The organism is Rhizobium herbae, assembly GCF_019511375.1.
GTDB classification, from domain to species: domain Bacteria; phylum Pseudomonadota; class Alphaproteobacteria; order Rhizobiales; family Rhizobiaceae; genus Pararhizobium; species Pararhizobium herbae_A.
This window is the reverse complement of the sequence record NZ_JAEUAO010000005.1, coordinates 52,483-78,425: the sequence shown is the minus strand read 5'-3', so window position 1 is coordinate 78,425 and position 25,943 is coordinate 52,483. Positions and strand designations below refer to the sequence as shown.

The 25,943-nt window shown below is 61.7% G+C and carries 26 protein-coding genes; 21 read left to right on the top strand and 5 right to left on the bottom strand.

Going from position 1 to position 25,943, the window contains the following annotated elements; all coding sequences use genetic code 11:
* The first annotated feature begins 10 nt into the window (after window positions 1-10).
* From JNB71_RS19470 to dnaQ, 4 genes are read left to right on the top strand one after another with little or no spacing between them, the layout of a single operon-like run.
* Window positions 11-610, top strand: coding sequence for a Maf-like protein (locus tag JNB71_RS19470; protein ID WP_220373449.1), 600 nt, complete (start codon window positions 11-13; stop codon window positions 608-610).
* Complete coding sequence (locus tag JNB71_RS19465; protein WP_220373448.1) at window positions 603-1,463, top strand: shikimate dehydrogenase; 861 nt, start codon at window positions 603-605, stop codon at window positions 1,461-1,463. The genes JNB71_RS19470 and JNB71_RS19465 overlap by 8 nt, the downstream gene beginning before the upstream one ends.
* Window positions 1,460-2,053: a dephospho-CoA kinase gene (gene coaE / locus JNB71_RS19460; RefSeq protein WP_220373447.1), complete on the top strand. Its 594-nt coding sequence runs from the start codon at window positions 1,460-1,462 to the stop codon at window positions 2,051-2,053. Before JNB71_RS19465 ends, coaE begins: the two co-directional genes overlap by 4 nt.
* Complete coding sequence (gene dnaQ / locus JNB71_RS19455) at window positions 2,053-2,760, top strand: DNA polymerase III subunit epsilon (protein WP_220373683.1); 708 nt, start codon at window positions 2,053-2,055, stop codon at window positions 2,758-2,760. Before coaE ends, dnaQ begins: the two co-directional genes overlap by 1 nt.
* Before the next feature lie 54 nt (window positions 2,761-2,814).
* Here dnaQ and secB read toward each other — a convergent pair whose 3' ends face one another.
* Together secB and JNB71_RS19445 are read right to left on the bottom strand one after the other, a co-directional pair.
* The gene (secB, locus tag JNB71_RS19450) at window positions 2,815-3,306 is read right to left on the bottom strand and encodes a protein-export chaperone SecB (protein WP_018327171.1); all 492 of its coding nucleotides are present in this window, start codon (window positions 3,304-3,306) and stop codon (window positions 2,815-2,817) included.
* A 77-nt stretch (window positions 3,307-3,383) separates the two neighbouring features.
* Window positions 3,384-3,902, bottom strand: coding sequence for an FxsA family protein (locus tag JNB71_RS19445; RefSeq protein ID WP_220373682.1), 519 nt, complete (start codon window positions 3,900-3,902; stop codon window positions 3,384-3,386).
* Window positions 3,903-4,040: 138 nt separating this feature from the next.
* Between JNB71_RS19445 and JNB71_RS19440 the strand changes: the two genes are divergently transcribed.
* The 5 genes from JNB71_RS19440 (at window position 4,041) to gyrB (ending at window position 9,376) form a co-directional block, all read left to right on the top strand.
* Complete coding sequence (locus JNB71_RS19440) at window positions 4,041-4,739, top strand: Tim44/TimA family putative adaptor protein (RefSeq protein ID WP_220373446.1); 699 nt, start codon at window positions 4,041-4,043, stop codon at window positions 4,737-4,739.
* 14 nt (window positions 4,740-4,753) lie between these two features.
* Entirely contained in the window at window positions 4,754-5,863 is a 1,110-nt protein-coding gene (gene mltA, locus JNB71_RS19435) for a murein transglycosylase A (protein WP_220373445.1), read from the top strand.
* Entirely contained in the window at window positions 5,856-6,419 is a 564-nt protein-coding gene (locus tag JNB71_RS19430; protein WP_220373444.1) for a Smr/MutS family protein, read from the top strand. The genes mltA and JNB71_RS19430 overlap by 8 nt, the downstream gene beginning before the upstream one ends.
* On the top strand, window positions 6,416-6,790 hold the full coding sequence (locus tag JNB71_RS19425; protein WP_018327166.1) for a helix-turn-helix domain-containing protein: 375 nt from the start codon (window positions 6,416-6,418) through the stop codon (window positions 6,788-6,790). Before JNB71_RS19430 ends, JNB71_RS19425 begins: the two co-directional genes overlap by 4 nt.
* A gap of 117 nt (window positions 6,791-6,907) precedes the next feature.
* Window positions 6,908-9,376, top strand: a complete 2,469-nt coding sequence (gene gyrB / locus JNB71_RS19420; protein WP_431029354.1) for a DNA topoisomerase (ATP-hydrolyzing) subunit B — start codon at window positions 6,908-6,910, stop codon at window positions 9,374-9,376.
* Between the two features lie 69 nt (window positions 9,377-9,445).
* Here the strand turns inward: gyrB and JNB71_RS19415 are convergent, their stop codons facing one another.
* Window positions 9,446-10,048, bottom strand: coding sequence for a nitroreductase family protein (locus JNB71_RS19415; protein WP_220373442.1), 603 nt, complete (start codon window positions 10,046-10,048; stop codon window positions 9,446-9,448).
* A 245-nt stretch (window positions 10,049-10,293) separates the two neighbouring features.
* Between JNB71_RS19415 and gabD the strand changes: the two genes are divergently transcribed.
* Both gabD and hpaI read left to right on the top strand, forming a co-directional pair.
* Complete coding sequence (gene gabD / locus JNB71_RS19410; protein ID WP_220373441.1) at window positions 10,294-11,754, top strand: NADP-dependent succinate-semialdehyde dehydrogenase; 1,461 nt, start codon at window positions 10,294-10,296, stop codon at window positions 11,752-11,754.
* 156 nt (window positions 11,755-11,910) lie between these two features.
* Window positions 11,911-12,714, top strand: a complete 804-nt coding sequence (gene hpaI / locus JNB71_RS19405) for a 4-hydroxy-2-oxoheptanedioate aldolase (protein WP_220373440.1) — start codon at window positions 11,911-11,913, stop codon at window positions 12,712-12,714.
* Here the strand turns inward: hpaI and JNB71_RS19400 are convergent, their stop codons facing one another.
* Complete coding sequence (locus JNB71_RS19400) at window positions 12,715-13,806, bottom strand: mannitol dehydrogenase family protein (protein ID WP_220373439.1); 1,092 nt, start codon at window positions 13,804-13,806, stop codon at window positions 12,715-12,717.
* 15 nt (window positions 13,807-13,821) lie between these two features.
* Window positions 13,822-14,700, bottom strand: a complete 879-nt coding sequence (locus tag JNB71_RS19395) for a GntR family transcriptional regulator (protein WP_220373438.1) — start codon at window positions 14,698-14,700, stop codon at window positions 13,822-13,824.
* A 282-nt stretch (window positions 14,701-14,982) separates the two neighbouring features.
* Between JNB71_RS19395 and JNB71_RS19390 the strand changes: the two genes are divergently transcribed.
* The 10 genes from JNB71_RS19390 (at window position 14,983) to JNB71_RS19345 (ending at window position 25,921) form a co-directional block, all read left to right on the top strand.
* Complete coding sequence (locus JNB71_RS19390) at window positions 14,983-16,488, top strand: UxaA family hydrolase (RefSeq protein WP_220373437.1); 1,506 nt, start codon at window positions 14,983-14,985, stop codon at window positions 16,486-16,488.
* Between the two features lie 28 nt (window positions 16,489-16,516).
* Window positions 16,517-17,536, top strand: a complete 1,020-nt coding sequence (locus JNB71_RS19385; RefSeq protein WP_220373436.1) for an aldo/keto reductase — start codon at window positions 16,517-16,519, stop codon at window positions 17,534-17,536.
* A 24-nt stretch (window positions 17,537-17,560) separates the two neighbouring features.
* Window positions 17,561-18,007 (top strand): RbsD/FucU family protein, encoded by a 447-nt coding sequence (locus JNB71_RS19380; protein WP_220373435.1) that lies wholly within the window; start codon window positions 17,561-17,563, stop codon window positions 18,005-18,007.
* Between the two features lie 236 nt (window positions 18,008-18,243).
* Window positions 18,244-19,233, top strand: coding sequence for an ABC transporter substrate-binding protein (locus tag JNB71_RS19375; RefSeq protein ID WP_220373434.1), 990 nt, complete (start codon window positions 18,244-18,246; stop codon window positions 19,231-19,233).
* Between the two features lie 132 nt (window positions 19,234-19,365).
* A complete protein-coding gene (locus tag JNB71_RS19370) occupies window positions 19,366-20,919 on the top strand; it encodes a sugar ABC transporter ATP-binding protein (protein ID WP_220373433.1) in 1,554 nt (517 codons plus the stop codon).
* A 42-nt stretch (window positions 20,920-20,961) separates the two neighbouring features.
* Window positions 20,962-21,936 carry an ABC transporter permease gene (locus tag JNB71_RS19365; protein WP_220373432.1) on the top strand — a complete coding sequence of 325 codons (975 nt, stop codon included), beginning with the start codon at window positions 20,962-20,964 and terminating at the stop codon, window positions 21,934-21,936.
* An 83-nt stretch (window positions 21,937-22,019) separates the two neighbouring features.
* Window positions 22,020-23,039: a zinc-binding alcohol dehydrogenase family protein gene (locus tag JNB71_RS19360; RefSeq protein WP_220373431.1), complete on the top strand. Its 1,020-nt coding sequence runs from the start codon at window positions 22,020-22,022 to the stop codon at window positions 23,037-23,039.
* Window positions 23,036-23,869, top strand: a complete 834-nt coding sequence (locus JNB71_RS19355) for an amidohydrolase family protein (protein ID WP_220373430.1) — start codon at window positions 23,036-23,038, stop codon at window positions 23,867-23,869. Before JNB71_RS19360 ends, JNB71_RS19355 begins: the two co-directional genes overlap by 4 nt.
* A 203-nt stretch (window positions 23,870-24,072) precedes the next feature.
* Window positions 24,073-25,347, top strand: coding sequence for a polyhydroxyalkanoate depolymerase (phaZ, locus tag JNB71_RS19350; protein WP_220373429.1), 1,275 nt, complete (start codon window positions 24,073-24,075; stop codon window positions 25,345-25,347).
* A gap of 142 nt (window positions 25,348-25,489) precedes the next feature.
* Complete coding sequence (locus tag JNB71_RS19345; protein WP_018327150.1) at window positions 25,490-25,921, top strand: DUF2852 domain-containing protein; 432 nt, start codon at window positions 25,490-25,492, stop codon at window positions 25,919-25,921.
* Window positions 25,922-25,943: the final 22 nt, after the last annotated feature.

Below are 25,943 nucleotides of genomic sequence, written 5' to 3'. Positions count from 1 at the left end.
ATTGAAGACAATGGCAGGTTCACTCGTCCTCGCTTCGGCGAGCCCCTTCCGGCGCATGCTCCTGGAGAATGCCGGCATTCGTTTCCAGGCGAAGGCGGCCGGGATCGACGAGCGGGCGATCGAAAACCAGGTGGAGCAACAGCATTCTTCGCCTGAGGAGATGGCCCTCATTCTGGCCGAGGCGAAAGCGAGAGATGTCGGCGGGGTCTTTCCTAAAGACATTATAATAGGCTCGGACCAGACCATGTCGCTCGGCCAGCGCGTCTATCACAAGCCACGGGACATGAAGGAAGCGAGGGAGCATCTGCTGTCGCTCTCCGGACAGACCCACCAGCTGAACAGCGCGATCGTCCTGACACGGGGAGGCGACATCCTCTGGAAACATCTGTCTGCCGCCCGGATGACCGTTCGCGCTTTAAGTGCGGACTTCATCGATCGGCACCTGGAACGCGTCGGCGCAAAGGCGCTGTCGAGCGTTGGCGCCTATCAGCTGGAGGGTGAGGGCATTCAACTCTTCGAGAAGATCGAAGGTGATTATTTCACCATCCTCGGTCTGCCGATGCTGCCACTTCTGGCCAAGCTCAGGGATTTGCGGGTGATCGATGCGTGATTCACGTGAAACATTTGTTAACCATGCCTTCGTCACCGGCTATCCCGTCAAGCATTCCCGCTCGCCTCTGATCCATGGTTACTGGCTGAAACAGCTTGGTCTCGAAGGAAGCTACCGGGCGCATGAAGTCGCGCCTGAAGACTTCCCGACCTTCATCGCGTCGCTGCGGAGCGGCCAGTCCGGCTTCATCGGCGGCAATGTCACCATCCCGCACAAGGAAACGGCCTACGCCCTTGCCGACCGGCCGGACGAGCTGAGCACCGAGCTGGGCGCTTCCAATACCCTGTGGGTCGAGGGCGGGGTGGTGCATGCGACCAATACGGACGGATATGGCTTCACGGCGAATCTAGACGAACGCTCTGTCGGCTGGGATCGATGCGACACTGCGATCGTCCTCGGCGCCGGCGGGGCCAGCCGGGCCGTCATACAGGCCGTTCGGGATCGCGGCGTCAAGACCATTCACGTGGTTAACCGGACGCAGGCGAGGGCCCAGGAACTGGCCGAGCGGTTCGGTCCGGCAGTTCATGCGCAGCCGATGCAGGCCTTGCCGGAGGTAATGCTGGACGCCGGCCTTTTCATCAACACCACGTCGCTCGGGATGGATGGATCAGAGGCGCCCGATATCGATTTCACGGTGATGCGACCCGGCAGTGTGGTGACGGATATCGTCTATGTCCCGCTGAAGACGCCGATCCTGCAGCAGGCCGAGGCGCAGGGCCACAGGATCGTTGACGGTCTTGGCATGCTGCTGCATCAGGCGGCGCCCGGTTTTGAAAAATGGTTTGGCAAGAGACCCGAGGTCGACGCGACGTTGCGGCAGATCATCATCGACGACATGGCGCGGCACGCATGATCATTCTGGGACTTACAGGATCGATCGGCATGGGCAAATCGACTGCCGCGCAAATGTTTGCGGATCTCGGCGTGCCCGTGAACGATGCCGACGCAGTCGTGCATTCGCTTTATCGGGGGGAAGCGGTTGCGCCGATCGAGGCGGCATTTCCCGGAGCGACGGCGGCCGGGGCAGTCGACAGGGAGGAGCTGTCACGGCAGCTCGCTGAAAACCCCGCTCTATTCAAGAAACTGGAGGCAATCGTTCATCCCCTGGTGCGCAGAGCGGAGCGGGCGTTCCTTGCGCGTCAGCGCGCGAAAAAATCGCCGATGGTCCTACTCGATATTCCGCTGTTGTTCGAGACGAAGGCGGAAGATCGGGTCCATGCGGTGGTGGTCGTCACCTGCGATCCGGAGATCCAGAAGGAGCGCGTGATGAAAAGACCGGGGATGACGGAGGAAAAATTCGCCCTCATTCTCTCCCGCCAGGTTCCCGATGCCGAAAAACGTGCGAAAGCAGATTACGTCATCGATACCAGCGGCGAGTTTGATTCGACCCGCGCCCAGGTCGCGGCGATCGTCCGGCAGGTGACCAGCCAGAAGGGGCCATGATGCGCGAAATCATCTTCGATACGGAAACGACCGGTCTCGACAACAGGCTGGACCGGGTCATCGAAATCGGCGGCATCGAACTCCACAACCATTTTCCGACGGGGCGAACGTTCCATGTCTACATCAATCCCGGTGACCGCAAGGTGCATCCCGATGCGTTGGCGGTCCATGGCATTTCCGACGAGTTCCTGAAGGACAAGCCGGACTTTGCCGGCATCGTCACCGAGCTCCTGGATTTCTTCGGCGACGCCCGCTGGGTCGCTCACAATGCCACCTTCGACATGGGCTTCATCAACGCCGAATTGGCGCGGCTCGGTCTGCCTGCCATCACCAATGACCTGGTGACCGATACGCTGGCTCTTGCCCGGCGCAAACACCCGATGGGTCCGAACTCGCTCGATGCGCTTTGCCGGCGCTACGGGATCGACAATTCGCACCGCACCAAGCACGGCGCGCTGCTCGACTCCGAGCTTCTCGCGGAAGTTTATATCGAGATGATCGGCGGCCGGCAGACGGCGCTCGGCCTTTTGTCCGGCGAGAGCCGCGGCGGCCAGGTCGCCGAGACCGACGATATAATCGTCGTCGCCGGGCAAAGGCCGCGGCCGCTCGCCCCCCGGCTGACCATCGTGGAAATCGAGGCGCATGCGGCGCTCGTCGCCAAAATGGGCGCGAAGGCGATCTGGGCAAGATACGAGCCCGCCAAATGAAAATGCCCGGTCACCGACCGGGCATCGTTCAAATCACGCCTGACGGGAACCGGATCAGTTCGTGTTGGCGGAGACCTGCGAACGGACCTTCTCTTCGGCCATCCTTTGGGTGAACATCTGGGCGAAATCGATCGGGTCGATCATCAGCGGCGGGAAACCGCCGTTGCGCGTTGCATCGGCAACGATCTGGCGCGCGAAGGGGAAGAGCAGCCGCGGGCACTCGATGAAGAGCAGCGGCAGCATGTGTTCCTGAGGGAAGCCGGTGACGCGGAAGACGCCGCCATAGGCGAGTTCCACATTGAACAGCATCTTGTCGCCGTCCTTGGCTTCGGCATTCAGCGTCAGCACCACGTCGAATTCGGCATCCGACAGCGGGTTGGCGTTGACGTTGACATTGATGTTGATCGACGGGGCCTTTTCGCGTGCCTGAAGCGAACGCGGCGCACCGGGATTTTCAAACGAAAGGTCCTTGATGTACTGCGCCAGGATGTTCAGGGACGGGCTCTCTGCTGCGCCGCCGTTGGGGGTGGATGCGGTATCGGTCATAAGGCCTTTTCCTTCGAACATGAATGAGGTGAGGCCATCTAGCACTTCGCACCTGGGCTTACAACCCGCAACGCCCTTCACTTCAGGCGGTCGCGGTCGTTCGGATCGGTGCGGCCACGGCCATCGGTACGGGAAAATTCGTCTTCATCGAGGTCAATGACCTGCGGGCCGGATCGCTGTGACGGTCCGTGCTCAGGTCCCAGTCCGCGCGAAAAGCCGCCCAACCCACCCGTCGTCACGACGGTCAGCCGGGTCTTGATCAGCGACCAGCCGAGATCCCTGACGGCCGGAATGAAAAGCAGCAGCCCGACGACGTCGCTGATGAAGCCGGGAATGATCAGCAGGAATGCGGCGATCACGATCATCGCGCCATGCACGAGTTGCCGCCCGGGATCGGTACCGGTCCGCGAGGCCTGCTGAATTTTCCTGAGCACGCCGAAGCCTTGGATGCGCAGGAGAGCGGCACCGGCGATCGCGCTTGCCAGTACCAGCAGCAACGTCATGCCGACACCGAGCTCGCGGCCGACAAGGATGAAGGCAGCGATCTCCGCAAGCGGCATCAAAAGGAAAAGCAGCGGAATGATCACCGAGCGCATTGTGTCCACTTATTCTCAAAGCAGCCTGTCCCCATTGGACCGGCAATTGCAAAGAAGTGATATAGTCGTTTGAATGATCGTGTCATGCAGACTATATGGGATGATTGCACGGCATGTTAACGGCGGTTCTGGGTGGAAATGGGCTCTTTTGACTTCATCACGTTGTTTTTCCTGGTCGCCGCGGTGATCATCTTCCTTCAGTTGCGCAGCGTGCTGGGAAAGAGGACCGGCAACGAACGTCCGCCCGTTGATCCCTATTCGCCGCGCGAGGCCGCCCAACGCCCGGAAGCAGCCGGCAAGGTCGTGCAGCTTCCCCGCCGCGACGGCACTGGCGAGGACATTTCACGCTATGCCGATATCGATGCCTTTACCAAGGCCGGCACGCCGCTGAACGAGGCGCTGCGCCGCATGAGCGATGCCGATCCGGGTTTCGACCCGCAGGAATTCGTGAACGGCGCCAAGATGGCCTACGAAATGATCGTCATGGCTTTTGCCGACGGGGACCGAAAGACCCTGAAGGGGCTTTTGTCCCGCGACGTCTATGAAGGGTTCGATGCCGCCATTTCCGAACGTGAAAGGAAGGGCGAAGTGGTCAAGTCCACTTTCGTTGGCATTGAGAAGGCCGAGATGGTGCATGCCGAGATCAAGGACAGCGAAGCCAACATCACGCTGCGGATCATCAGCCAATTGATTTCCGCCACCTATGACAAATCCGGCGCGATCGTCGATGGCGATGGTGAAGCCGTTTCCGAGGTCAACGATCTCTGGACATTTGCCCGCGACATCCGCTCGCGCGATCCGAACTGGAAGCTGATCGCCACCGAATCCGAAAACTGATCGGGTCACGGGCGATGGATTTCGATTTGCAGAGGGTAGACTTTTCCGGCCTCCCCGGTTGGCAGGACGACAATCCATTGCCCTTGCTGGCCGCTCTGAAGCGCTGTCGAAATCACGTCACGACCGTCAAACCGCACAGGACGGGCTCGCTCGGCGTCTCATCCGCCGACCTGATGCCGGCCTATGAGGCGGCAGCGACGGTCGACATCCGGACTGAAGACGCAGCCCGGGCCTTCTTCGAGGAGCATTTCGCCCCGTTCAAGATCGTTCGCCGGGACGGCAAGCCCGGTTTCGTCACGGCTTTTTACGAACCCGAAGTCCTCGTCAGTGCGACGCCGGACGAGACTTTTCGCTTTCCCTTCTACCGACGGCCGGACGACCTCATCGATGTCGACGACACCAATCGGCCGGATGGCCTGGACCCTTATTTTGCCTTCGGCAGATTGAAGGACGGTGTCATCGGCGAATATCCGGACCGCAAGGCGATCGAGCAGGGCTTTCTGGCCGGACGCGGACTGGAGATCGCCTATGCGAAATCCAAGGTCGACGTGTTCTTCGCCCATGTGCAAGGCGCCGCCCGGCTGGTCTTTCCCGACGGTTCGATGAAGCGCATCACCTACGCGGCAAAAACCGGGCATTATTTCTCCGCCACCGGAAAGCTGCTGATCGAGCGCGGCAAGATCGACGCGGCATCCGTCTCGATGCAGTCGATCCGGCAATGGCTGGATGATCATCCGAATGAGACTGACGAGGTGCTCTGGCACAATCGGTCCTTCATCTTCTTTCGCGAGGCGGAGGTCGATGATACCGGTCTCGGTCCGGTGGCAGCTGCCAAAGTGGCCCTGGAGCCCGGCCGCTCGCTCGCGGTCGACCGGCTCATCCATACCTTCGGCGTTCCCTTCTTCATTTCGAGCGACAGTCTGACGTCGATCGACAGCGGGCGGCCGTTTCGACGCCTGATGCTGGCGCTCGATACCGGTTCGGCGATCGTCGGGCCTGCCCGGGGCGATCTTTTCACCGGTTCGGGCGACGAGGCAGGACGGTTGGCTGGGGGCGTGCGCAACGACGCCGACTTTTTCATTTTCGTTCCGAAGGCTGCGGCGGCAAGATACGACCATGGCTAGGATCAAGAACCTGACGAGCGAGGATCGGATATTGTGGGGCAAGGTCGCCCGCACCACCCGTCCTCTGCCCGGGCGCCTGGACGAGCTTGCCGAATTCGAGGAGCCGGCGCCGGAACCGGAGCCGGAGAAGCCCGCTGTCCCGACGATCAAGGAAGGCAAATCCCTGGCCGAGGCTTTCGGCTCGGCACCGGAAGCCGTGAAGCGTCCGCGCGTCCACCATCCGCTCGAAAAGCCGGTCAAGCGCAAACTGGCAAAAGGCCATCTGCCGATCGAAGCGCGCATCGACCTGCACGGCATGGTGCAAAATGAGGCGCATGGGTTCCTCCTGCATTTTCTTTTGCGTGCGCACGAGCGAGGGCTTCGGCATGTGCTCGTCATCACCGGCAAGGGCACGTCGCTTGGCAGCGAGGGGGCATTGAAGCGGGCGGTGCCGATGTGGTTTTCGCTGCCGGAATTCCGGATGCTGATATCGTCCTACGAGCCGGCGGCACGCAACCACGGCGGCGAGGGCGCTCTCTATGTTCGCCTGTCGAAGCCCAAGGGGTCGACCCCATGACGCCCTTTGGCGAAGCGATGCACCGGCTGCGGCGAAAGAAGGGCGTGTCGCAGAAGCAAATGGCCGCGGCCATCGGCGTGTCGCCGGCCTACCTTTCGGCATTGGAACATGGAAAGCGCGGTGCGCCGAGCTTTGAATTCCTGCAAAGGGTCGCCGGATATTTCAACGTCATCTGGGATGATGCCGATGAGCTTTTCGGACTGGCGGCCCTTTCCGATCCGAAAGTCGTGCTCGACACATCCGGCCTGTCGCCCGCGCACACCGCCTTTGCCAACCGGCTTGCCAGCCGTATCCGCGGTTTATCCGGTGAAACCATCGGCATCCTGGAAGATGTTTTGGAAAAAGGCCGGTTTCCTGATAAGGAACTCTGATGATCCCCTGAATTCTGCCGCTTTCAGGCTGCACGGGATTTGGAACTCTGGACAAAATCCCTATATTCGGGGAGCGCCATCGAGGGCTGATTCGCACGGAATCCGATCTCCGAAGACATGGCATCAAAACCTGGAAAGACCTATAGCCGCATGACCGATTTGCCTGAAACCGAAGCCGGCGCAAACGCCGAATATGGTGCCGATTCCATCAAGGTTCTGAAGGGTCTCGATGCCGTCCGCAAGCGGCCGGGCATGTATATCGGCGATACCGACGACGGTTCCGGTCTTCACCACATGGTCTATGAAGTCGTCGACAATGCCATTGACGAGGCCTTGGCCGGTCATGCCGATATCGTCACCGTGACGCTGAACCCCGATGGCTCGGTGACGGTCACCGACAACGGCCGCGGCATCCCGACCGACATCCATACCGGAGAGGGGATTTCAGCGGCGGAAGTGATCATGACGCAGCTGCACGCCGGCGGTAAGTTCGACCAGAACTCCTACAAGGTCTCCGGTGGCCTGCACGGCGTCGGCGTCTCGGTCGTCAATGCTCTCTCGGTCAAGCTCAAGCTCAAGATCAAGCGTCAGGGCAAGATCCACGAAATCAACTTCACCCACGGTGTTGCGGACGCGCCGCTGGCCGTCGTCGGCGACAGCAACGGCGAGACCGGCACCGAAGTCACCTTCCTGCCGAGCACCGAAACCTTCACCATGATCGATTTCGACTACGGCACGCTGGAACACCGGTTGCGCGAACTCGCCTTCCTGAATTCCGGCGTTCGCATCCTGCTTACCGACAAACGCCACTCCGATATCCGCCAGGACGAGATGATCTATGACGGGGGTCTTGAAGCCTTCGTCGCCTATCTCGACAGGGCAAAGAAGCCGCTGGTCTCCAAGCCTGTTGCGATCCGCGGTGAAAAGGACGGCATTACCGTCGAAGTCGCGATGTGGTGGAACGACAGCTACCACGAGAACGTGCTCTGCTTCACCAACAACATTCCGCAGCGCGACGGCGGCACCCATATGGCCGGCTTCCGTGGCGCACTGACCCGCCAGATCGTCTCCTATGCCGACAGTTCCGGCATCATGAAGAAGGAGAAGGTAACGCTGACCGGTGACGACTGCCGTGAAGGCTTGACGGCAGTTCTCTCGGTCAAGGTGCCGGATCCGAAATTCTCCTCGCAGACCAAGGACAAGCTGGTCTCCTCGGAAGTCCGCCCGGTCGTCGAAAGCCTCGTCAACGAGGCGCTGAGCGTCTGGCTGGAGGAACATCCGGGTGATGCGAAAATCCTCGTCGGCAAGGTCGTCGAGGCGGCCGCAGCCCGCGAAGCGGCGCGCAAGGCGCGCGAACTGACGCGCCGCAAGGGTGCGCTCGATATCTCCTCGCTGCCGGGAAAACTGGCCGATTGCTCCGAACGGGATCCGGCGAAGTCCGAACTGTTCCTGGTCGAAGGGGACTCGGCAGGCGGCTCGGCCAAGCAGGGCCGCTCGCGCGAAAACCAGGCCATCCTGCCGCTGCGCGGCAAGATCCTCAATGTCGAGCGGGCCCGCTTCGACAAGATGCTGTCGAGTCAGGAAATCGGCACGCTGATCACGGCGCTCGGCACCTCGATCGGCAAGGACGAATTCAATCCCGAAAAGCTGCGCTACCACAAGATCATCATCATGACCGATGCCGACGTGGACGGCGCCCATATCCGGACATTGCTTTTGACGTTCTTTTTCCGGCAGATGCCGGAACTGATCGAGCGCGGCCACCTCTATATTGCCCAGCCGCCGCTCTACAAGGTGGCGCGCGGCAAGTCGGCTCAGTACCTGAAGGACGAGAAGGCGCTGGAGGAGTATCTGATCTCCATGGGTCTCGAGGACGCCGCGCTCGAACTCGGCTCCGGCGAGGTACGTGTCGGCCAGGACCTGCGCGAGGTCATTCTCGACGCGCTGCGCCTGCGCTCTCTGATAGACGGCCTGCATTCGCGCTACAGCCGCGCCGTCGTCGAACAGGCAGCGATTGCAGGGGCGCTCAATCCCGAGCTCAACCAGCACACCGCTCAGTCGAAAGCGACCGCGGACGAGGTTGCAAAGCGCCTTGATCTCATTGCCGAAGAAACGGAACGCGGCTGGACCGCGGTGGTGGCCGGTGACGGCGGGCTGCGCTTCGAACGCATGGTGCGCGGCGTCAAGGAAGTGGCCTTGCTCGACATGGCGCTGATCGGCTCTTCGGACGCGCGGCACATTGACCAGCTGACCCCGCGTCTGAAGGAAATCTACGCCCATCCGCCGACCCTGCGCCGCAAGGACGGTGCCTTGGAAATCAGCGGCCCGCGCGCCCTGCTCGATGCGATCTTCGCCAGCGGCCGCAAGGGCCTGTCGATGCAGCGCTACAAGGGCCTTGGCGAGATGAATGCCGAACAGCTCTGGGAGACGACGCTCGATCCGAATGTCCGGTCGCTGCTGCAGGTCAAGGTGGCCGATGCGACCGACGCTGACGGTTTGTTCTCGCGTCTGATGGGCGACGAAGTCGAGCCGCGCCGCGATTTCATCCAGGAAAACGCGCTGAGCGTCGCCAATCTCGATATCTGATCCGGGCGATCAATTGCTGGCCGTAAAACCACGCCTTCGCAAGAAGGCGTGGTTTTCTTTTTTCGACACTTACTCGGCGACAAAGATGCCGTTGAAGGCAATTTCGGCGAGTGGCCGGCGCGGGCTAGGCGTCTCGCGCGCCTGCAAATATTCCGGCAGCTGCGCTTTGTCGCCAGGACGCCCGATAGCCGCAGCGGCCTCGACGCGGTAGCCGTCCGGAATGCCGAGAATCTCGATGGCCTTGTCGAAATGCAGTCCTGTCATGCCGTGCGCCTGGAAGCCGAGAAGCTGGGCCTGATGGGCGATCGCGCTCCATGCGGCGCCTACGTCGAAGCTGTGGCTGTAGGAGAGGCTTGGCTCGGATGCGCCCGGCGCAGTGAAATGGGTTTTCGAAATGAAGATGACGAGAGCGGACGCGGATTTTGCCCAGCTCTGGTTGAACTCGTTGAGGATCGGGAGGAGCTTGTCCCACTGTTCGGTGCCGCGGAGCGCATAGACAAAGCGCCAGGGCTGCGAGTTGTAGGCCGACGGCGCCCAGCGGCCGGCTTCGAGGATCGTCAGGAGTTCGGTTTGCGAGATGGTCTCGCTGGTGAACGCGCGCGGCGACCAACGGTTAAGAAAGCTCGGCTCGATCGGATAATCGGCCTGGCGGTAGTTGCTGGAGATCGTCATGGCAAAATCCTGTCTTGGGAGGTCAGAAGATTTGTGGGAGGTTCTAACGGACACAGTCCGTATATAGGGATCGGCTGCTGGGTCGCTAGACCCGGGTTTTGAGATAGATCGTTTCCATTCCGGCGACAACGCCTGACCTGGGCAGCGGCGGCGCGATCCGAAAAAATCGGTGTTACGGCCATTGTCGAACGGCCGAAAAAAGTTGTATAAGTTCTGTAGATTTTCCGAAACGAGGGAATGCCGCTATGACCGCGACCTTGAAAGACCCTTCCTTGTTCCGCCAGGCGGCTCTTGTTGGCGAGAGCTGGATCGAGGCCGATCCCAAGAATGCGATCGAGGTGAACAATCCTGCCACCGGCGAGATCATCGGCCTAGTGCCGAAGCTCGGGGCGGCCGAAACGAAGGCGGCGATCGAGGCGGCAAGGATCGCACAGAAGGGCTGGGCTGCCCGAACGGCCAAGGAGCGCTGCGCTGTTCTGCGCAAATGGTACGAGCTGATGATCGACAACAAGGACGATCTCGGCCGCATCCTGACACTGGAGCAGGGCAAGCCGCTGGCGGAAGCCACCGGCGAGATCGTCTATGGCGCAAGCTTCATCGAATGGTTCGCCGAAGAGGGCCGTCGTATCTATGGCGACATGATCCCGGGCCACCAGCCGGACAAGCGCATCCTGGTGATGAAGCAGCCGATCGGCGTCGTCGCGGCGATCACGCCGTGGAACTTCCCGAATGCGATGATCACCCGCAAGGCGGGTCCAGCCTTCGCCGCCGGTTGCGCCATGGTGTTGAAACCCGCGGCACAGACGCCGTTTTCGGCGATCGCCATCGCGATCCTTGCCGAGCGCGCTGGCCTGCCGAAGGGCCTCTTTTCCGTCATCACCGGCTCGGCCCGCGAGATCGGCGGCGAGATGACGTCGAACCCGGTGGTGCGCAAGCTGACTTTCACCGGTTCGACCGAGGTCGGCACCGAACTCTACAAGCAGAGTGCACCGACCATCAAGAAACTCGGCCTGGAGCTTGGTGGCAATGCGCCGTTCATCGTTTTCGACGATGCCGATCTTGATGCGGCGGTCGAAGGCGCGCTGATCGCCAAATATCGCAATAACGGCCAGACCTGCGTTTGCGCCAACCGTATCTATGTGCAGGACGGCGTCTATGACGCCTTTGCCGAAAAGCTGGCGGCGGCAGTCGGCAAGCTGAAGACCGGCAACGGCTTCGAGGAAGGCGTAATCCTCGGGCCGCTGATTGACAAGGCCGCGCTCGCCAAGGTCGAGGAGCATATTGCCGATGCGACGGCCAAGGGCGCGCGCATCCTGCAGGGCGGCAAGAAGCATGCGCTCGGCGGCACCTTCTTCGAGGCGACGATCCTGGCTGACGTCACCAGTGATATGGCAGTAGCGCGCGAGGAGACCTTCGGGCCCGTGGCGCCGCTGTTTCGCTTCAAGGACGAAGCCGACGTCATCGAGCAGGCCAACGACACCGAGTTCGGGCTCGCCTCCTATTTCTACGCCAAGGATCTCGCCCGCGTCTTCCGCGTCGCCGAGGCCCTGGAATACGGCATGGTCGGCGTCAATACCGGGCTGATCTCCACCGCGGAAGCGCCGTTCGGCGGCGTCAAGCTCTCCGGCCTCGGCCGCGAGGGCTCGAAATACGGCATCGAGGAGTTCACCGAAATCAAATATGTCTGCCTTGGCGGCATTGCTTGACCGCAGTCCTCTGAAACGGGCGGGCCGGCTGGAGAAATCCTGCCGGCCTTTCCATTTCCGGATGACCAGAATTCGCGGGCCGGCATCGACGGAAACTGCTTCACAGGCCTTGCAATGGCGTTTTAAGTAGCAGCGACAGCCACAAGGAGAGATGCGATGCCCGCCCCGAAAAACACTTTCAAGGCCGCGATTCGTGAGGACCGCTTCCAGCTCGGTTTGTGGGTCGCGCTGGCAAGTCCCTACGCCGCCGAAATCGTCGCCGGCAGCGGCTATGACTGGCTGCTGATAGACGGGGAACATGGGCCGAATGACATTCCGCTCCTGTCGTCGCAAATCCAGGCAGTTGCCCGCTCGGCCAGCCATCCGATCGTGCGGCTGCCGGTCGGCGAGACCTGGATGATCAAGCAGATCCTCGACACCGGAGCGCAGACGCTGTTGATACCGATGGTCGAGAGCGTCGAACAGGCACAGGCGCTGGTCAGGGCGGTGCGCTATCCGCCGCACGGCGTGCGCGGGGTGGGTGCGGCACTCGGCCGGGCGTCGCAGTTCAGTCGCATCGGCGATTATCTCGAGACGGCGAACGAGGAAATCTGCCTCATCGTCCAGATCGAAAGCCGGGCAGGGCTGGCGGCACTTGAGGAGATTGCCGCGCTCGACGGGATCGACGGGCTGTTCATCGGTCCATCCGATCTCGCCGCCGACATGGGCCATCTCGGCCAGCCCGGCCATCCGGCGGTGACCGCCGCCATCAAGGACGCGTTCGGGCGAATCAGGAAAGCCGGCAAGGCCCGCGGCATCATGACCCTCAGCCTTGATCAGGCGCGCCTCTATCGCGAGCTTGGCGCGGACTTCATGGCGATCGGAACGGATGTGACACTTCTTGTCAGCGCTACCGCCAAGCTGCGCGAGGATTTTCTGGCCGGGGGCGAGAGTAAAGCCAAGCCGGTCGCCGGCTACTGATCATCGGTTCCCGGCGATCGCCGCCAGCCGCGGCATGGCGACATCCGGGCTCCAGGCCCGGAAATCGACAATCCGCCGGACGATTTTTTCGGCGTGATGATTGGCGATGTCGGCAAGCCGGTGCTCGAGGAACGGGTTGCGGAACCGGTCGAGCGTCAGGGCTACATAGTCGGCCGCCTCACGGCCAAGCCCCTTGCCGGCAAAGCCGGGAATGACTTCGGTCTCGTAGATATCCATCAATGTCGCGGCGACATTAGTGTCGCGCAGGATGTCCTTTACCGTCTCGTCTCGCGGACGCGCCGTTTTCAACCAGATATCGGCAAGCACGGTGTGGCCGAGGTTGAGAATGTGCAGCTTGAGCTTTTCATAGGGCGTCAGGTCGTCGACCAGAAGGATCGACGGGTGCTTACACGGCGCCGACAATCCCGGCTGGTTCTCGATTGCCCACAGCGCATAAGGTTCCGCGATGGCGCCGGCCGGTTCCAGCGGTTCTGAAACGATGCGGTCGACAAGGGTATTGCCCCAGACAACGGCTGACGACAGCCAGGCTTCGAAATCGGCATCGCCGATCCGCTCGGCCTGAAGGCGTAGAACGATCTCCTTCAGCCTGTCGCCGTTGCGGGCGATCAGCTCGCAGGGAAGAACCGTCAGCGGTCTGCCGCCCGCAACGAATCTCGCGTGCAGCAGAAGCAGCAGTTTTCCGGGGAAGGACGGGGGGATCTCCGTGTCGGGCTTTCCGCTTGCGACATCGTAGCCGGTGTCGCCGGTATTCGAGATGAGTATCTCCGCCTCCTCGGCGACGATCCGTAGCACGTCCGGCCAGTCGCTGGCCGTCGACAGGGCGCGCGCGACGCTGGTCACCTGTTGCCTCCGGTCGATTTCGATGCCATCGGCGAGGCCCCGGATGATCACCGGAAATCCCCGCGGCGCAGCCAGCGCGTTCAGCCGTCCCGCCCGCTCCGCCGAGCCGGTTGTCTGGACGATGGTGATCTTGCCGATGGCATTGCCCCCCTCCAGCGCTTCGCTGATGAATAGATCGGCATGCGCCTGCAGGAAGCGGCTGGTTCCAAACTGGACGATCGGTGTCGGCATATCTGATGAATCCGGCTATTGAATTGATTGGAGCAGGGTTTCGCGGGCGGACCGCAGATGCCGCTTGCAGGCGGCTTCGATCTGCGCCACGTCCCGTGTCTTCAGCGCCGCGATATAGGCGAGGTGTTCTTCCAGCGCCCTGGCGTTGCGTTCGCGCGCATTCGTCTTGTTCCACTGGTAGTGGTAGTGGAAGACGATGGCGATGATGTCGTAGAAATCGACGATGAAGCGGTTGCTCGACGACTTGTGCACCAGCAGGTGGAAGCGTTCGTCCAGTTCGGAGAAATCGCGGTAGCGGCTGTCGATGTCGGCCAGGATTTCGTGGTGCAGCGCCTCGATCCGCTCCAGCTCCTGCCAGGCCGGATGATCGGCATCAAGGGTGGCGAAACTAGCCGCGGAACGCAGCTCGAACATTTCGCGCACTTCGGTCAGTTCCAGCGCAAATTCGCGCGTGAAACCCTTCAGGATCCAGTGACTGTTCGGCCGTTTCTCGATCAGTCCGAAGCGGCTGAAGCGGATGAGGAACTCGCGCACGCTTGTCGTGCCGGTGCCAATATCGCGCGCCAGCTCCAGCTCGTTGATCTGCATGCCGGGCTCGGCGCCGCCGGCAAGAATCCGGCGCATGAAGCTGCGCTCGATGATTTCGGACAGCGAATCGGTTTCCTCGGCCGGGTAGTAATCCTCGGCCTTCGGATGCCGCAGGACCACCTTTGTGCGCTTGTCCCAGGCGATCAGCTGCAGCTCTTCCATGCGCGTCAGGATCGCCCGGATGGTCGTGCGGCTGACCCCGATCGTCGCGCCCAGCTCCGGCTCGGAAGGCAGGGCGGAGGTTTCCGCGAGCAGCTTGAGGCAGCGGTTGAAGGCGTCCTTGAAGACGGTATTCTGTTTCGCCATGATTTTTGCCGGCCGGATAGGGTTTCTGTCGATCGAACCGGAGAATCCCGGTTCGGGTTTTACGGTTGCTCTATCCGGTCTGTATGGCCCTGTCTTGCCTTGATATCCCAAGTTTCATGGTGTTTCGGTCCCTGTTTTTGTTTTTGATGCGGTCGTTGCCTTATTGCTGCGACCTGGTCTGATGCATAATACCCATTGACGGCGAACTGTCTATTGTAGATAAAAGACAAAAATGAGTGAGCGCGCTCGCTCAAACAAAAACCGTCAAGGGAGATACCAGGGGTGACCGCACCTTCCTTCATCGTTTTGTCGCCGCAAGACAATGTGGCCGTCGCGTCGCTCGCCATCGAGCCGGGCGGCGAGTTGCCGGATGGCGTGCGCGCCGCAGCCAGGATCGATCCAGGGCACAAGGTGGCGATCCATCCGGTTGCGGTCGGCGAGCCGGTGGTGAAGTACGGCCAGGCGATCGGCCGCGCGACCGTCGATATCAAGCCTGGCGACCACGTCCATTCGCACAATCTCGCCTTTGACCAGGACCGCCTGTCGATCGGCGCGCCGGTGCCGCCGGAGGCCGCCAGCGCTGCCGACAGGGCGCGCACCTTCATGGGTTATCGCCGCGCCGATGGCCGCGCCGCGACGCGCAATTTCATCGGCATCATCGCCAGCGTCAACTGTTCCACCACGGTCTGTCGCGCCATTGCCGAGGAGGCCAACCGGACCATCCTGCCGCGTTATGACGGTATCGACGGCTTCGTTCCGATCGTCCATGATCAGGGCTGCGGCATGAGCTCGACAGGCGACGGCATGAAGAACCTGCATCGGACGCTGGCCGGCTATACCCGCCATGTGAATTTCGGCGGGGTGCTGATGGTCGGCCTTGGCTGCGAGGTCAACCAGCTGACCCTTTACGGCCAGAGCGGTTCCGGCGCCGGAAAACGCCATTTCAACATTCAGGATGCCGGCGGCTCGCGCCGCGCCGTCGCCCGCGCGATCGGCGTGCTGGAGGAGATCGCCCGGGAAGTCGGAACCGCCAAACGCGTTCCGATTCCCGTCGGCGAACTCATCGTCGGCCTGCAATGCGGCGGTTCGGACGGGCTTTCGGGCATCACCGCAAACCCGGCGCTCGGGGCCGCGGTCGATATCCTGGCCGGCGCCGGCGGCACGGCGATCCTGTCGGAAACCTCGGAAATCTACGGCGCCGAGCATCTGCTGCGCAGCCGCGCGGTGAACGAAGAGGTGGCGCAAAAGCTGGATGGGCTTATCTCCTGGTGGGAACGCTATGTCGAGATGCACGGCGCTTCGCTCGACAACAATCCGTCACCCGGCAACAAGCGCGGCGGCCTGACCACCATCCTCGAAAAATCGCTCGGCGCGGTGGCCAAGGGCGGCCGCTCGCCGCTGACCGCGGTCTATCACTATGCCGAGCGGGTTACCGAACACGGCCTCGTCTTCATGGATACGCCCGGCTACGACCCCGTATCGGCAACCGGCCAGGTCGCTGGTGGCGCCAATGTGATCACGTTCACGACCGGCCGCGGCAGCTGTTTCGGCTCTCGCCCCTGTCCCTCCATCAAGCTGACCAGCAACACGGCGCTCTATCGCGCCATGGAGGAGGACATGGATATCGATTGCGGGACCATAGCCACCGGTGATGCGACAATCGCCGGCAAGGGGCGGGAGATTTTCGACCTGATCATCGATACCGCGTCCGGAAGGAAGACCAAGAGCGAACTGTTCGGTTACGGCGACAATGAATTCGTGCCCTGGCACCTGGGCGCGACACTCTGACGAAGCGGTCGGGGGGAGGAGAGGGTTGATGCAGACGAGAAGGATCGGTCGGACGGATCTGTCCGTTACCGAATACAGTTTCGGCACCGCGCCGCTCGGCGGGATGTATCGCGCCTGCCCGCGCGAGGCGGCGATGGAAACGCTGGCTGCCGCCTGGGATGCGGGCCTGCGGTTTTTCGATACCGCACCGTGGTATGGGTTTGGCCTGGCCGAGAGACGGGTCGGGGATTTCCTGCGGGACAAGCCCAAGGGCAGTTACGTGCTGTCGACGAAGGTCGGCCGCCTGCAGCGCCCGGTCGCAGACGACAAGGTGCCGAGCTACGGTTTCGTCGATCCGCTGCCGTTCGACACCGACTACGACTATTCCTACGACGGGATCATGCGCTCGGTCGATTTCAGTTATGCCCGGCTTGGCCTGAACCGCATCGACATCCTCTTCGTACACGACATCGGCGTCTATACGCACGGTGCCGAGCGCAACCGCGTCTTTCTGCGCCAGCTGTTCGACGGCGGCCTCAAGGCCCTTGAGGAGCTGAAATCGAGCGGCGCCATTTCCGCCTATGGTCTTGGCGTCAATGAAGTCCCCGTCTGCCTGGATGTCTTGCAAGAGGCGGATCTCGACTGCATCCTGCTTGCCGGGCGCTATACGCTGCTCGACCGCACCGCCTCTGCCGAATTGCTGCCGCTGTGCGAAAAAAAGAAAACCTCGCTGGTGGTTGGCGGCGTTTTCAATTCAGGTATTCTGGCGACAGGTCCGGTGGAAGGATCACATTTCGACTATATGCCGGCAACCCGGGAGGTTCTGGACAAGGTGGATGCGCTGGAGAGGATCGCCCAGTCGCAAGGGCTGCCGCTTGCGGCACCCGCCATCCAGTTTCCGCTCCAGAATCCGATGGTTGCCTCGGTCCTGCTCGGTACGGCAAAGCCGTCGAGCCTGACGCGCAATATGGAATTGACGAAACGGCGCCTGCAGCCGGCCGACTTTAGGCCCTACGACGCCCATACGCTGGTCGCGCCCGAGCTGGGAACGGAAGCTGTTCGAGTTTAGCCGGATCACAAAAGGGAAAGCGGAATGCTGAAGGGAATACATCCATTGCTCGGACCGGACCTGCTTCACGCGATCCGCACGATGGGCCATGGCGACGAGATCGTGGTCGGCGACGCCAATTTTCCGGCGAGCAGCATGGGGCCGAAGGTGGTGAGGGCCGATGGGGTCGACGCACTCGGCATCACGGAGGCGATCCTTGCGCATATGCCGCTCGATACCTTCGCCGACGAAGCCGCCTGGCGGATGGAGGTTGTCGGTGATCCGGCGGCAGAGCCGGAGGTCTGCGTCCAGTTCCAGGAGCTGGTTCACAAGCTTTCCGGCGAATTCAGGGTCGTGCCGGTCGAGCGCTTCGCCTTCTATGAGCGGGCGCGCAAGGCCGCCTATATCGTCGCGACAACGGAGTTTCGGCTTTATGGAAACATCATCCTGAAAAAGGGCGTCGTCCATCCGGAAGAATTATACCGGGTGTAGGGCCTGCAACTACCCGGCCCGGGACGTGGCCGATTTCATCGTTGTGGTGGAAAAACAAAGACTTGGCCCCGAGAGGACATCAATGCACAAGGATTTGAACAGCCGCTTGCAATTTCAAAATTGCTGAGATAGCTTGCCAGAGTAAAATGTTTTTTATCGATAAAAGATCGATCCGCATGCGTCTTGCGGATCGATGAGGAGAACTCAACAAGACGCTGTTGGAGGAGAACAACACCATGACTCTTATGAAGCATATCCTGTCGCGCCGCGCCTTCACCAGCCTTGCTGGTGCTGCCGTGTTTGCCACCATGATGCCGATGACCTCGTTCGCCCAGGACGTCACCATTCCGATCATCGTCAAGGACACCACGTCCTTCTATTGGCAGATCGTTCTGGCCGGCGCCCGGGCTGCCGGCAAGGATCTCGGCGTCAACGTGCCGGAACTCGGCGCGCAGTCGGAATCAGACATCAACGGCCAGATCAGCATCCTCGAAAATGCCGTTGCCGGCTCGCCTGCCGCGGTCGTCATCGCGCCCACGGAATTCAAGGCGCTTGGCAAGCCGATCGACGAAGCCGCAAAGTCCGTTCCGATCATCGGCATCGATTCGGGCGCAGATTCGAAGGCTTTCACCTCCTTCCTGACCACCGACAACACTCAGGGCGGCCGTATCGCTGCTGACGGTCTTGCCGCCGCGATCAAGGAAGCAACCGGCAAGGAAGAGGGCGAAGTCGCCATCATCACCAGCCTGCCGGGTGTCGGCTCGCTCGATCAGCGCCATAACGGCTTCATGGAGCAGATCGCCGCGAAATATCCGGGCCTCAAGGTCGTCGCCGACAAATATGCCGACGGCCAGGCGACCACCGGCCTCAACATGATGACCGACCTGATTACCGCCAACCCGAACCTCGTCGGCGTCTTTGCGTCCAACCTGATCATGGCGCAGGGTGTCGGCCAGGCGATCGCTGAAAACAAGCTCGGCGACAAGATCAAGGTCATCGGCTTCGACAGCGACGAAAAGACGGTCGGCTTCCTCAAGGAAGGCGTGCTTGCCGGCCTCGTCGTCCAGGATCCTTATCGCATGGGCTATGACGGCATCAAAACCGCGCTGGCCGCTTCCAAGGGCGAGAAGGTCGAAGCCAATGTCGACACCGGCGCTACCCTGGTGACCAAGGCCAACATGACCGACCCGAAGATCGACGCCCTTCTGAACCCGAAGGTCAACTGATCCCAAGACCGGGCGGCAGGACGCTAGCCGTCGGGCAACCGTCCTGCCGCCCGCCGCAGATTGCGATACGCACCTGCTCAGGCTGAAATTCCGGCCTGGAGCAGGTTTTCGGGTCCAGGAGGAGGAGCCGCCATGACAGGACTATACGATGTCAGCCACCGGCACGAGGAAGGCGCTGCGACCGTTGCCAGGCATCCCGTTCCGAAAGGGCAGCCGATCCTTGAGTTGCGGGGCCTGCAGAAGAAATACGGTGCCGTCGAGGCCTTGAAGCCGGCCAGCTTGACGTTCCTCTGCGGCGAAATCCACGCCATCGTCGGCGAAAACGGCGCCGGCAAGTCGACGCTGATCAAGCTCCTGACCGGTGTGATCCGGCGAACGTCCGGCGAGGTTTTCTGGTGCGGCCAGCCCGTCCAGCTTTCGAATCCGACGGAAGCCATTGCTCGCGGGATCAATGCCGTGCATCAGGAAGTCGTGCTCTGCCCGCACCTGAGCGTCGCTGCCAACATGTTTCTCGGCGACGAGATGAACAACAAAGGGCTGATGCGAAAGCGCGCCATGACGGCTGCGGCGCAGGCCGTGCTCAACGACCTCGGATTCAACCTTCCCGCAGCGGCCACTCTTTCGAGCCTGACGATCGGCCAGCAGCAGCTCGTCGCCACGGCGCGCGCGGCGATGCGCGGCACGCAGTTCCTCATTTTTGACGAGCCGACCGCCTATCTCACCCGCCAGGAATCGGCGCAACTGTTCCGCCTCATTCGCCGGCTCCAGGGCGAAGGCGTGACGATCGTCTATATCAGCCACCGCATGGAAGAGGTCTTCGAACTGGCCGATCGCGTCTCAGTGCTTCGCGACGGCACCCATGTCGGCACCCGCAAGATCAGCGAGACCAACGACGCCGAGCTGATCGCGCTGATGATCAATCGCACGATCGAGCAGATCTACCACAAGGAAACCCTGCCGATCGGCGCCACCATCCTTGAGACGCGCGGACTTACCGGCCCCGGTTTCGAGGATGTCTCGCTGTCGGTGCGGGCAGGCGAAATTGTCGGGTTGTACGGCCTGATCGGCGCCGGGCGCAGCGAATTTGCGCTCGGGCTCTATGGCCGCCAGCCGGTGAGGTCGGGCGAGATCTACTGGCAAGGCAAGCAGGTCGAGATCCGCAACGAGCGTCAGGCGATGAACCTTGGCATTGCGCTGGCGCCGGAAAGCCGCCGCGACCAGGGGCTCTGCCTGAACCTTCCGATCGGACTCAACATCAATCTGCCGGTATTCGATCGTCTGACGAGCGGTTTCACCATCAACCGCCGCCGCGAGATCGACAATGCCGATCGGCAGATCAGAGACCTGAAGATCAAGACGCCGACGCGGCGGGTGCTGGCCTCCGCCATGTCCGGTGGCAACCAGCAGAAGATCGTCATCGGCAAGTGGCTCAGCCATGGTGCCAAGCTGTTCATATTCGACGAGCCGACGGTTGGCGTCGACGTCGGCACCAAGGCGGAAATCTACCGCCTGTTTGCCCGGCTGCTGGAACAGGGCGCCGGCATCATCCTGATTTCGTCCTATCTGCCCGAAGTCTATGAACTGGCCGACCGTCTGCATGTGTTCCGCCAGGGCAAGCTCGTCGCCAGCCACGGCTATCGCGGCGGCTCGCACGAGGACGTCCTGACCCAGGCGATCGGCGTTTGAAATCGACAAAAGACCAGAAGAAAATATGCGTGGAGGAAAATCATGACCGTTGAAGCGACGACAGAAGCGGCACCAGTGCCAAAAAGGGGCATGAACATCCTGTTCGGCCTGACCCTGCTTGGCCTTCTCTTGTTCCTCTGGCTGGTTCTGGGCTTTGCCACCAACAGTTTCTGGACCCCGAACAATATCAGCAACCTCCTGCGGCAGGGTGCGATGACGGCCATTCTCGCCGTCGGTCAGACCTTCGTCATCATCACCGCCGGCATCGACCTTTCCGTCGGTGCGGTGGTCGGTTTCGCCAGCGTCGCGGTCGCCTGGTTGCTCGCGGCCGGCGTGCCGCTCTGGCTGGCGATGATCATCACCTTGTTGATTGGCGTACTGATCGGTGCGTTCCACGCTTTCGGCATCGTGCGCATGGGCCTGCCGGCGTTCATCATCACACTGGCGACCTTGACGTCGCTGCGGGGCATCGGCCTGCTGATCACCAACGGTTCGACGATCTCGATCACCAACGAAGCCTTCACGAATTTCTCCCGCGCCGATTTCCTCGGCGTTCCCAGCCTGTTCTGGATGGTCATCGTCGTCGCCATCCCCGCCTATGTCTTCCTTCACTTGAGCCGCTGGGGCCGTTACCTCTTCGCCGTCGGCTCCAACAGCGAAGCGGCACGTCTGTCCGGCGTCAACGTCAACCGGACGATCTATGTCGCCTATATCCTCTCTTCGACCTGCGCTGCCTTTGTCGGCCTGCTGCTTGCCTCGCGCATCGGCATCGGCAACGCCACCCAGGCGGAAGGCTGGGAACTACAGGCGATCGCTTCCTCGGTCATCGGCGGCACCAGCCTGTTCGGCGCGGTCGGATCGGTGCAGGGACCGCTGCTGGGCGCCTTCATCCTGGCGACCATCAACAACGGTGCCAACCTTCTGAACGTCAACTCGTTCTGGCAGCGCATCATCACCGGCGCGCTGATCATCGTCATCGTCTATTTCGACCAGTTGCGCCGTCGCGGCTCGCGTTGACGGTCCCCCACACCGGCCGGCTCGTCCAGCCGGCCGGATCTCCCGACGCCACACCTGTTGTACAAGCTAAGGAACTGCCTGCCATGAAAGCGGCGATCTGCCCCGAGCCCGGGCGCCTCGAACTCACTAACCGTCCGGCGCCGCCGGCGCCGCCAAGGGGCTGGGCTCGACTTTCGGTCAGCCATGTCGGCATCTGCGGCACCGACTACCACATTTTCGAAGGCAAGCATCCGTATCTCGAATACCCCCGCGTCATGGGCCACGAGATCTCGGCGCGGGTGATCGAATCCGGCGAAGGAGTTTCGCTGGCGCCAGGCACGCCGGTGATCGTCAACCCCTATCTTTCCTGCGGCAGTTGTGTCGCCTGCCGCAAGGGCAAGCCGAACTGCTGCACGGCGATCAAGGTGCTCGGGGTTCATACCGACGGCGCCTTCTGCGAGGAAATCCTCGTGCCGGAGGAAAATCTTTATCCGGCTGGCGACCTCTCGCTCGAGGCGGCAGCGACCGTAGAGTTCCTGGCGATCGGGGCGCATGCCGTGCGTCGCTCGCTGGCGCCGGCAGGATCCCGGGCGCTGGTGATCGGGGCCGGACCGATCGGTCTTGGCGCGGCGCTGTTTTCGCGTATCGCTGGCCATGAGGTGACGCTTCTCGACGCGAGCGCCGAGCGGCTGGCGATGGCCGCCGATCGGCTTTCCTTTGCACATGGCATTCTCGCCGGCGACGGCGCGCCTCATGCAGTGCTGGCCGCGACGGGCGGCGATGGCTTCGATGTTGTTTTCGATGCCACCGGCTTCGGCGGCTCGATGGAAAAATCCTTTGCCTTCGTTGCCCATGGCGGCTGCCTGGTCTTCGTCAGTGTCGTGAAGGACGACATCCGCTTCTCCGATCCCGAGTTCCACAAGCGCGAAATGATGCTCGTCGGCAGCCGTAACGCGACGCGGCAGGATTTCGAGCACGTGGCAGCCTCGATCCGCGCCGGTCATGTGCCGGTCGAAGCGCTGATCACGCATCGCACGACGCTGCACGACGTGGTGAGTGACCTGCCGCGCTGGGCGCACGAGAAGGCCGGCTTGATCAAGGCAGTGGTGAAGGTGTCACCTTGACGCGCATCGACGCCCACCAGCACTATTGGACGCTCAGCCTCGGCCACAATGATTGGCCGCCGCCGGAGCTTGCCGCGATTCATCGGGATTTCGCGCCGGGCGATCTGAGGCCGCATCTGGCGGCGGCGGGCATCAGCAAAACCGTGCTGGTGCAGGCAGCGCCCAACCTGGCCGAAACCGAATTCCTGCTTGAGGTGGCAGAACGCGAAGAAACCGTCGCCGCCGTCGTTGGCTGGGTCGACGTCTCGTCGCCAACCGCACATTCCGATTTGGAGCGGTTCAAGCGACATCCGAAATTTCGCGGAATTCGCCCGATGCTGCAGGCCATCGCGGATACGCTTTCCATCCTCCAGCCCGAGGCGATCCGCACGCTCGGCATGCTGCCGGAGCTTGACCTGCGTTTCGATGCGCTCATCCAACCGCGCCACTTGCCCGTGATCGCGGCTCTCGCGGACCGCTTGCCCGACCTGCAGATCGTTATCGATCATGGCGCAAAACCCTGCATTGGCGCAGGTATCCTCGATCCCTGGCGTGCGGATATGGCGGCGATCGCCCGGCGGTCCAATGTCTGCGTCAAGCTCTCCGGGCTAGTCACCGAAGCAGGCGGCGGCTGGACCGTGGATCGGCTGAAACCCTATGCCGGCCATCTGATCGAGGTCTTCGGTCCGCAGCGCGTGATGTTCGGCAGCGACTGGCCGGTCGTCAATCTAGACGCGAGCTACGAAAAATGGTGGATAGCCGCAAACGAACTGCTGAAGGACCTTGATGAAAGCGCACGGGAAGCTGTCTTCTCCACGAGTGCGGCGCGTTTCTATGGGATCGATGCTTGAGAGCAGGTTCGGACAAGCGACTTTACCTAGCATCAAACCTTCCATGGCAAGGTCTCCAGGGGCTTGCCATGGAAGGGACGAGATTATTGCGTCGCACAAGAAAAGTGCTACTGTTTGCCTCGCTTGGGCACGAAAACACGAATGCAAGGTTGCGTCCGATTGGGAGCGGCATTGTCGTTTAGCTAACAAGGAGATCGCTTCCGATGTTTTACCAGCTTTACGAACTCAATCATGCGATGATGGCTCCGTGGCGCGCTGCGGCTGATGCCATGCGGTTGGCCTATGCCAATCCGCTCAATCCCTTTGCCCATACCTATCTCGGCCGGGCGGCAGCCGCTGGCCTCGAGGTCTTCGAGCGAACGACCCGACGCTATGGCAAACCGGAATTCGGTTTGGCCGAAACGATCGTCGATGGCACTTCCGTGCCGATTAATGAACGCATCGTCTGGCGCCAGCCCTTCTGCAATCTCGTCCATTTCGAGCGTGCCGTGCCGAAAGCCAGGACGAGCGATCCCCGGGTGCTGATCGTCGCGCCGATGTCCGGGCACTATGCAACGTTGCTGCGCGGCACTGTCGAAGCGCTGCTGCCGCAATCGGATGTCTACATCACCGACTGGATCGATGCGCGGGTGGTGCCGCTGACCGAGGGCAGCTTCGACCTCGACGACTATATCGAATATGTCATCGAGATGCTGCATTTCCTCGGCCCCGACACGCATGTGATCGCCGTCTGTCAGCCGGCGGTTCCTGTGCTTGCCGCGGTGGCGCTGATGGAAGCCGATAACGATCCCCTGTCGCCGTCCTCAATGACGCTGATGGGCGGCCCGATCGACACGCGCATCAACCCGACCTCGGTCAACCAGCTCGCCGAGAACAAGCCGATCACATGGTTCCGCGACAACGTCATCATGCCGGTGCCGTTTCCGCAGCCGGGCTTCATGCGTCCGGTCTATCCCGGCTTCCTGCAGCTTTCCGGCTTCATGTCGATGAATCTCGACCGCCATATGACGGCGACCAAGGAGTTTTTCGAGCACCTGGTCAAGAACGATGGCGACGCCGCCGAAAAACACCGCGATTTCTACGATGAATACATGGCGGTCATGGACCTCACGGCCGAATTCTACCTGCAGACGGTGGAGACCGTCTTCATGCGCCATGCCCTCCCGAAGGGCGAAATGATGCATCGCGGGCGCCCCGTCGATACGACGGCGATCCGCAAGGTCGCGCTGCTCACGGTCGAGGGCGAAAACGACGATATTTCGGGCGTCGGCCAGACGAAGGCGGCACAGACGATCTGCACCAATATCCCGGAAAACATGCGCATGCACTACATGCAGCCGGATGTCGGTCACTACGGCGTCTTTAACGGATCGCGCTTCCGCCGCGAGATCGCGCCGCGCATCACCGCGTTCCAGCGCCAGCATGCCCGCAGCGCCAAGCCGCTGCCGCGGATTATCAAAGGCGGAAAGAGCGCCTGATCCAGCAATACCGATTTCATCGATCCATATCAGCGGCTTGTCGGAATCTGCGAAGGTTTGTCTTGCAGAGCGGCAGGCCTCTTCCCATCTCGTTATAAGCGGGTCCGAAGGAGAGACCCACTTTTAGCGAGGACGTCTGAACATGAACCAATCTGCATTGATCCGTCCGGACTGGACGCCTGCGACGATTGCCATGATGGTGCTCGGTTTCGTGGTTTTCTGGCCGCTGGGCTTGGCCATGCTTGCCTATATCCTGTTCGGCGAAAGGCTGAAATCCTTCAAGAAGGATGCCAATTCGACCGTCGACAGCGTTTTCTCGTCGTTCAAGCGCGGCAGTGGCCGCGGCTTCTGCGGTCCGCAATTCCGCACCGGCAACGTCGCCTTTGACGATTGGCGCGAAGCAGAACTTGCCCGCCTCGACGAGGAACGCCGCAAGCTCGACGAAATGCGCCAGCAGTTCGACGACTATGTTCGCGAGCTGCGCCGCGCCAAGGACCAGGAAGAATTCGACCGCTTCATGCGTGAACGCAATTCCGGCGGTTCCGGCTCGGCACCGGGCTTCCCGGCGCACTGAACGCTACGGCCCGCCTGACGAC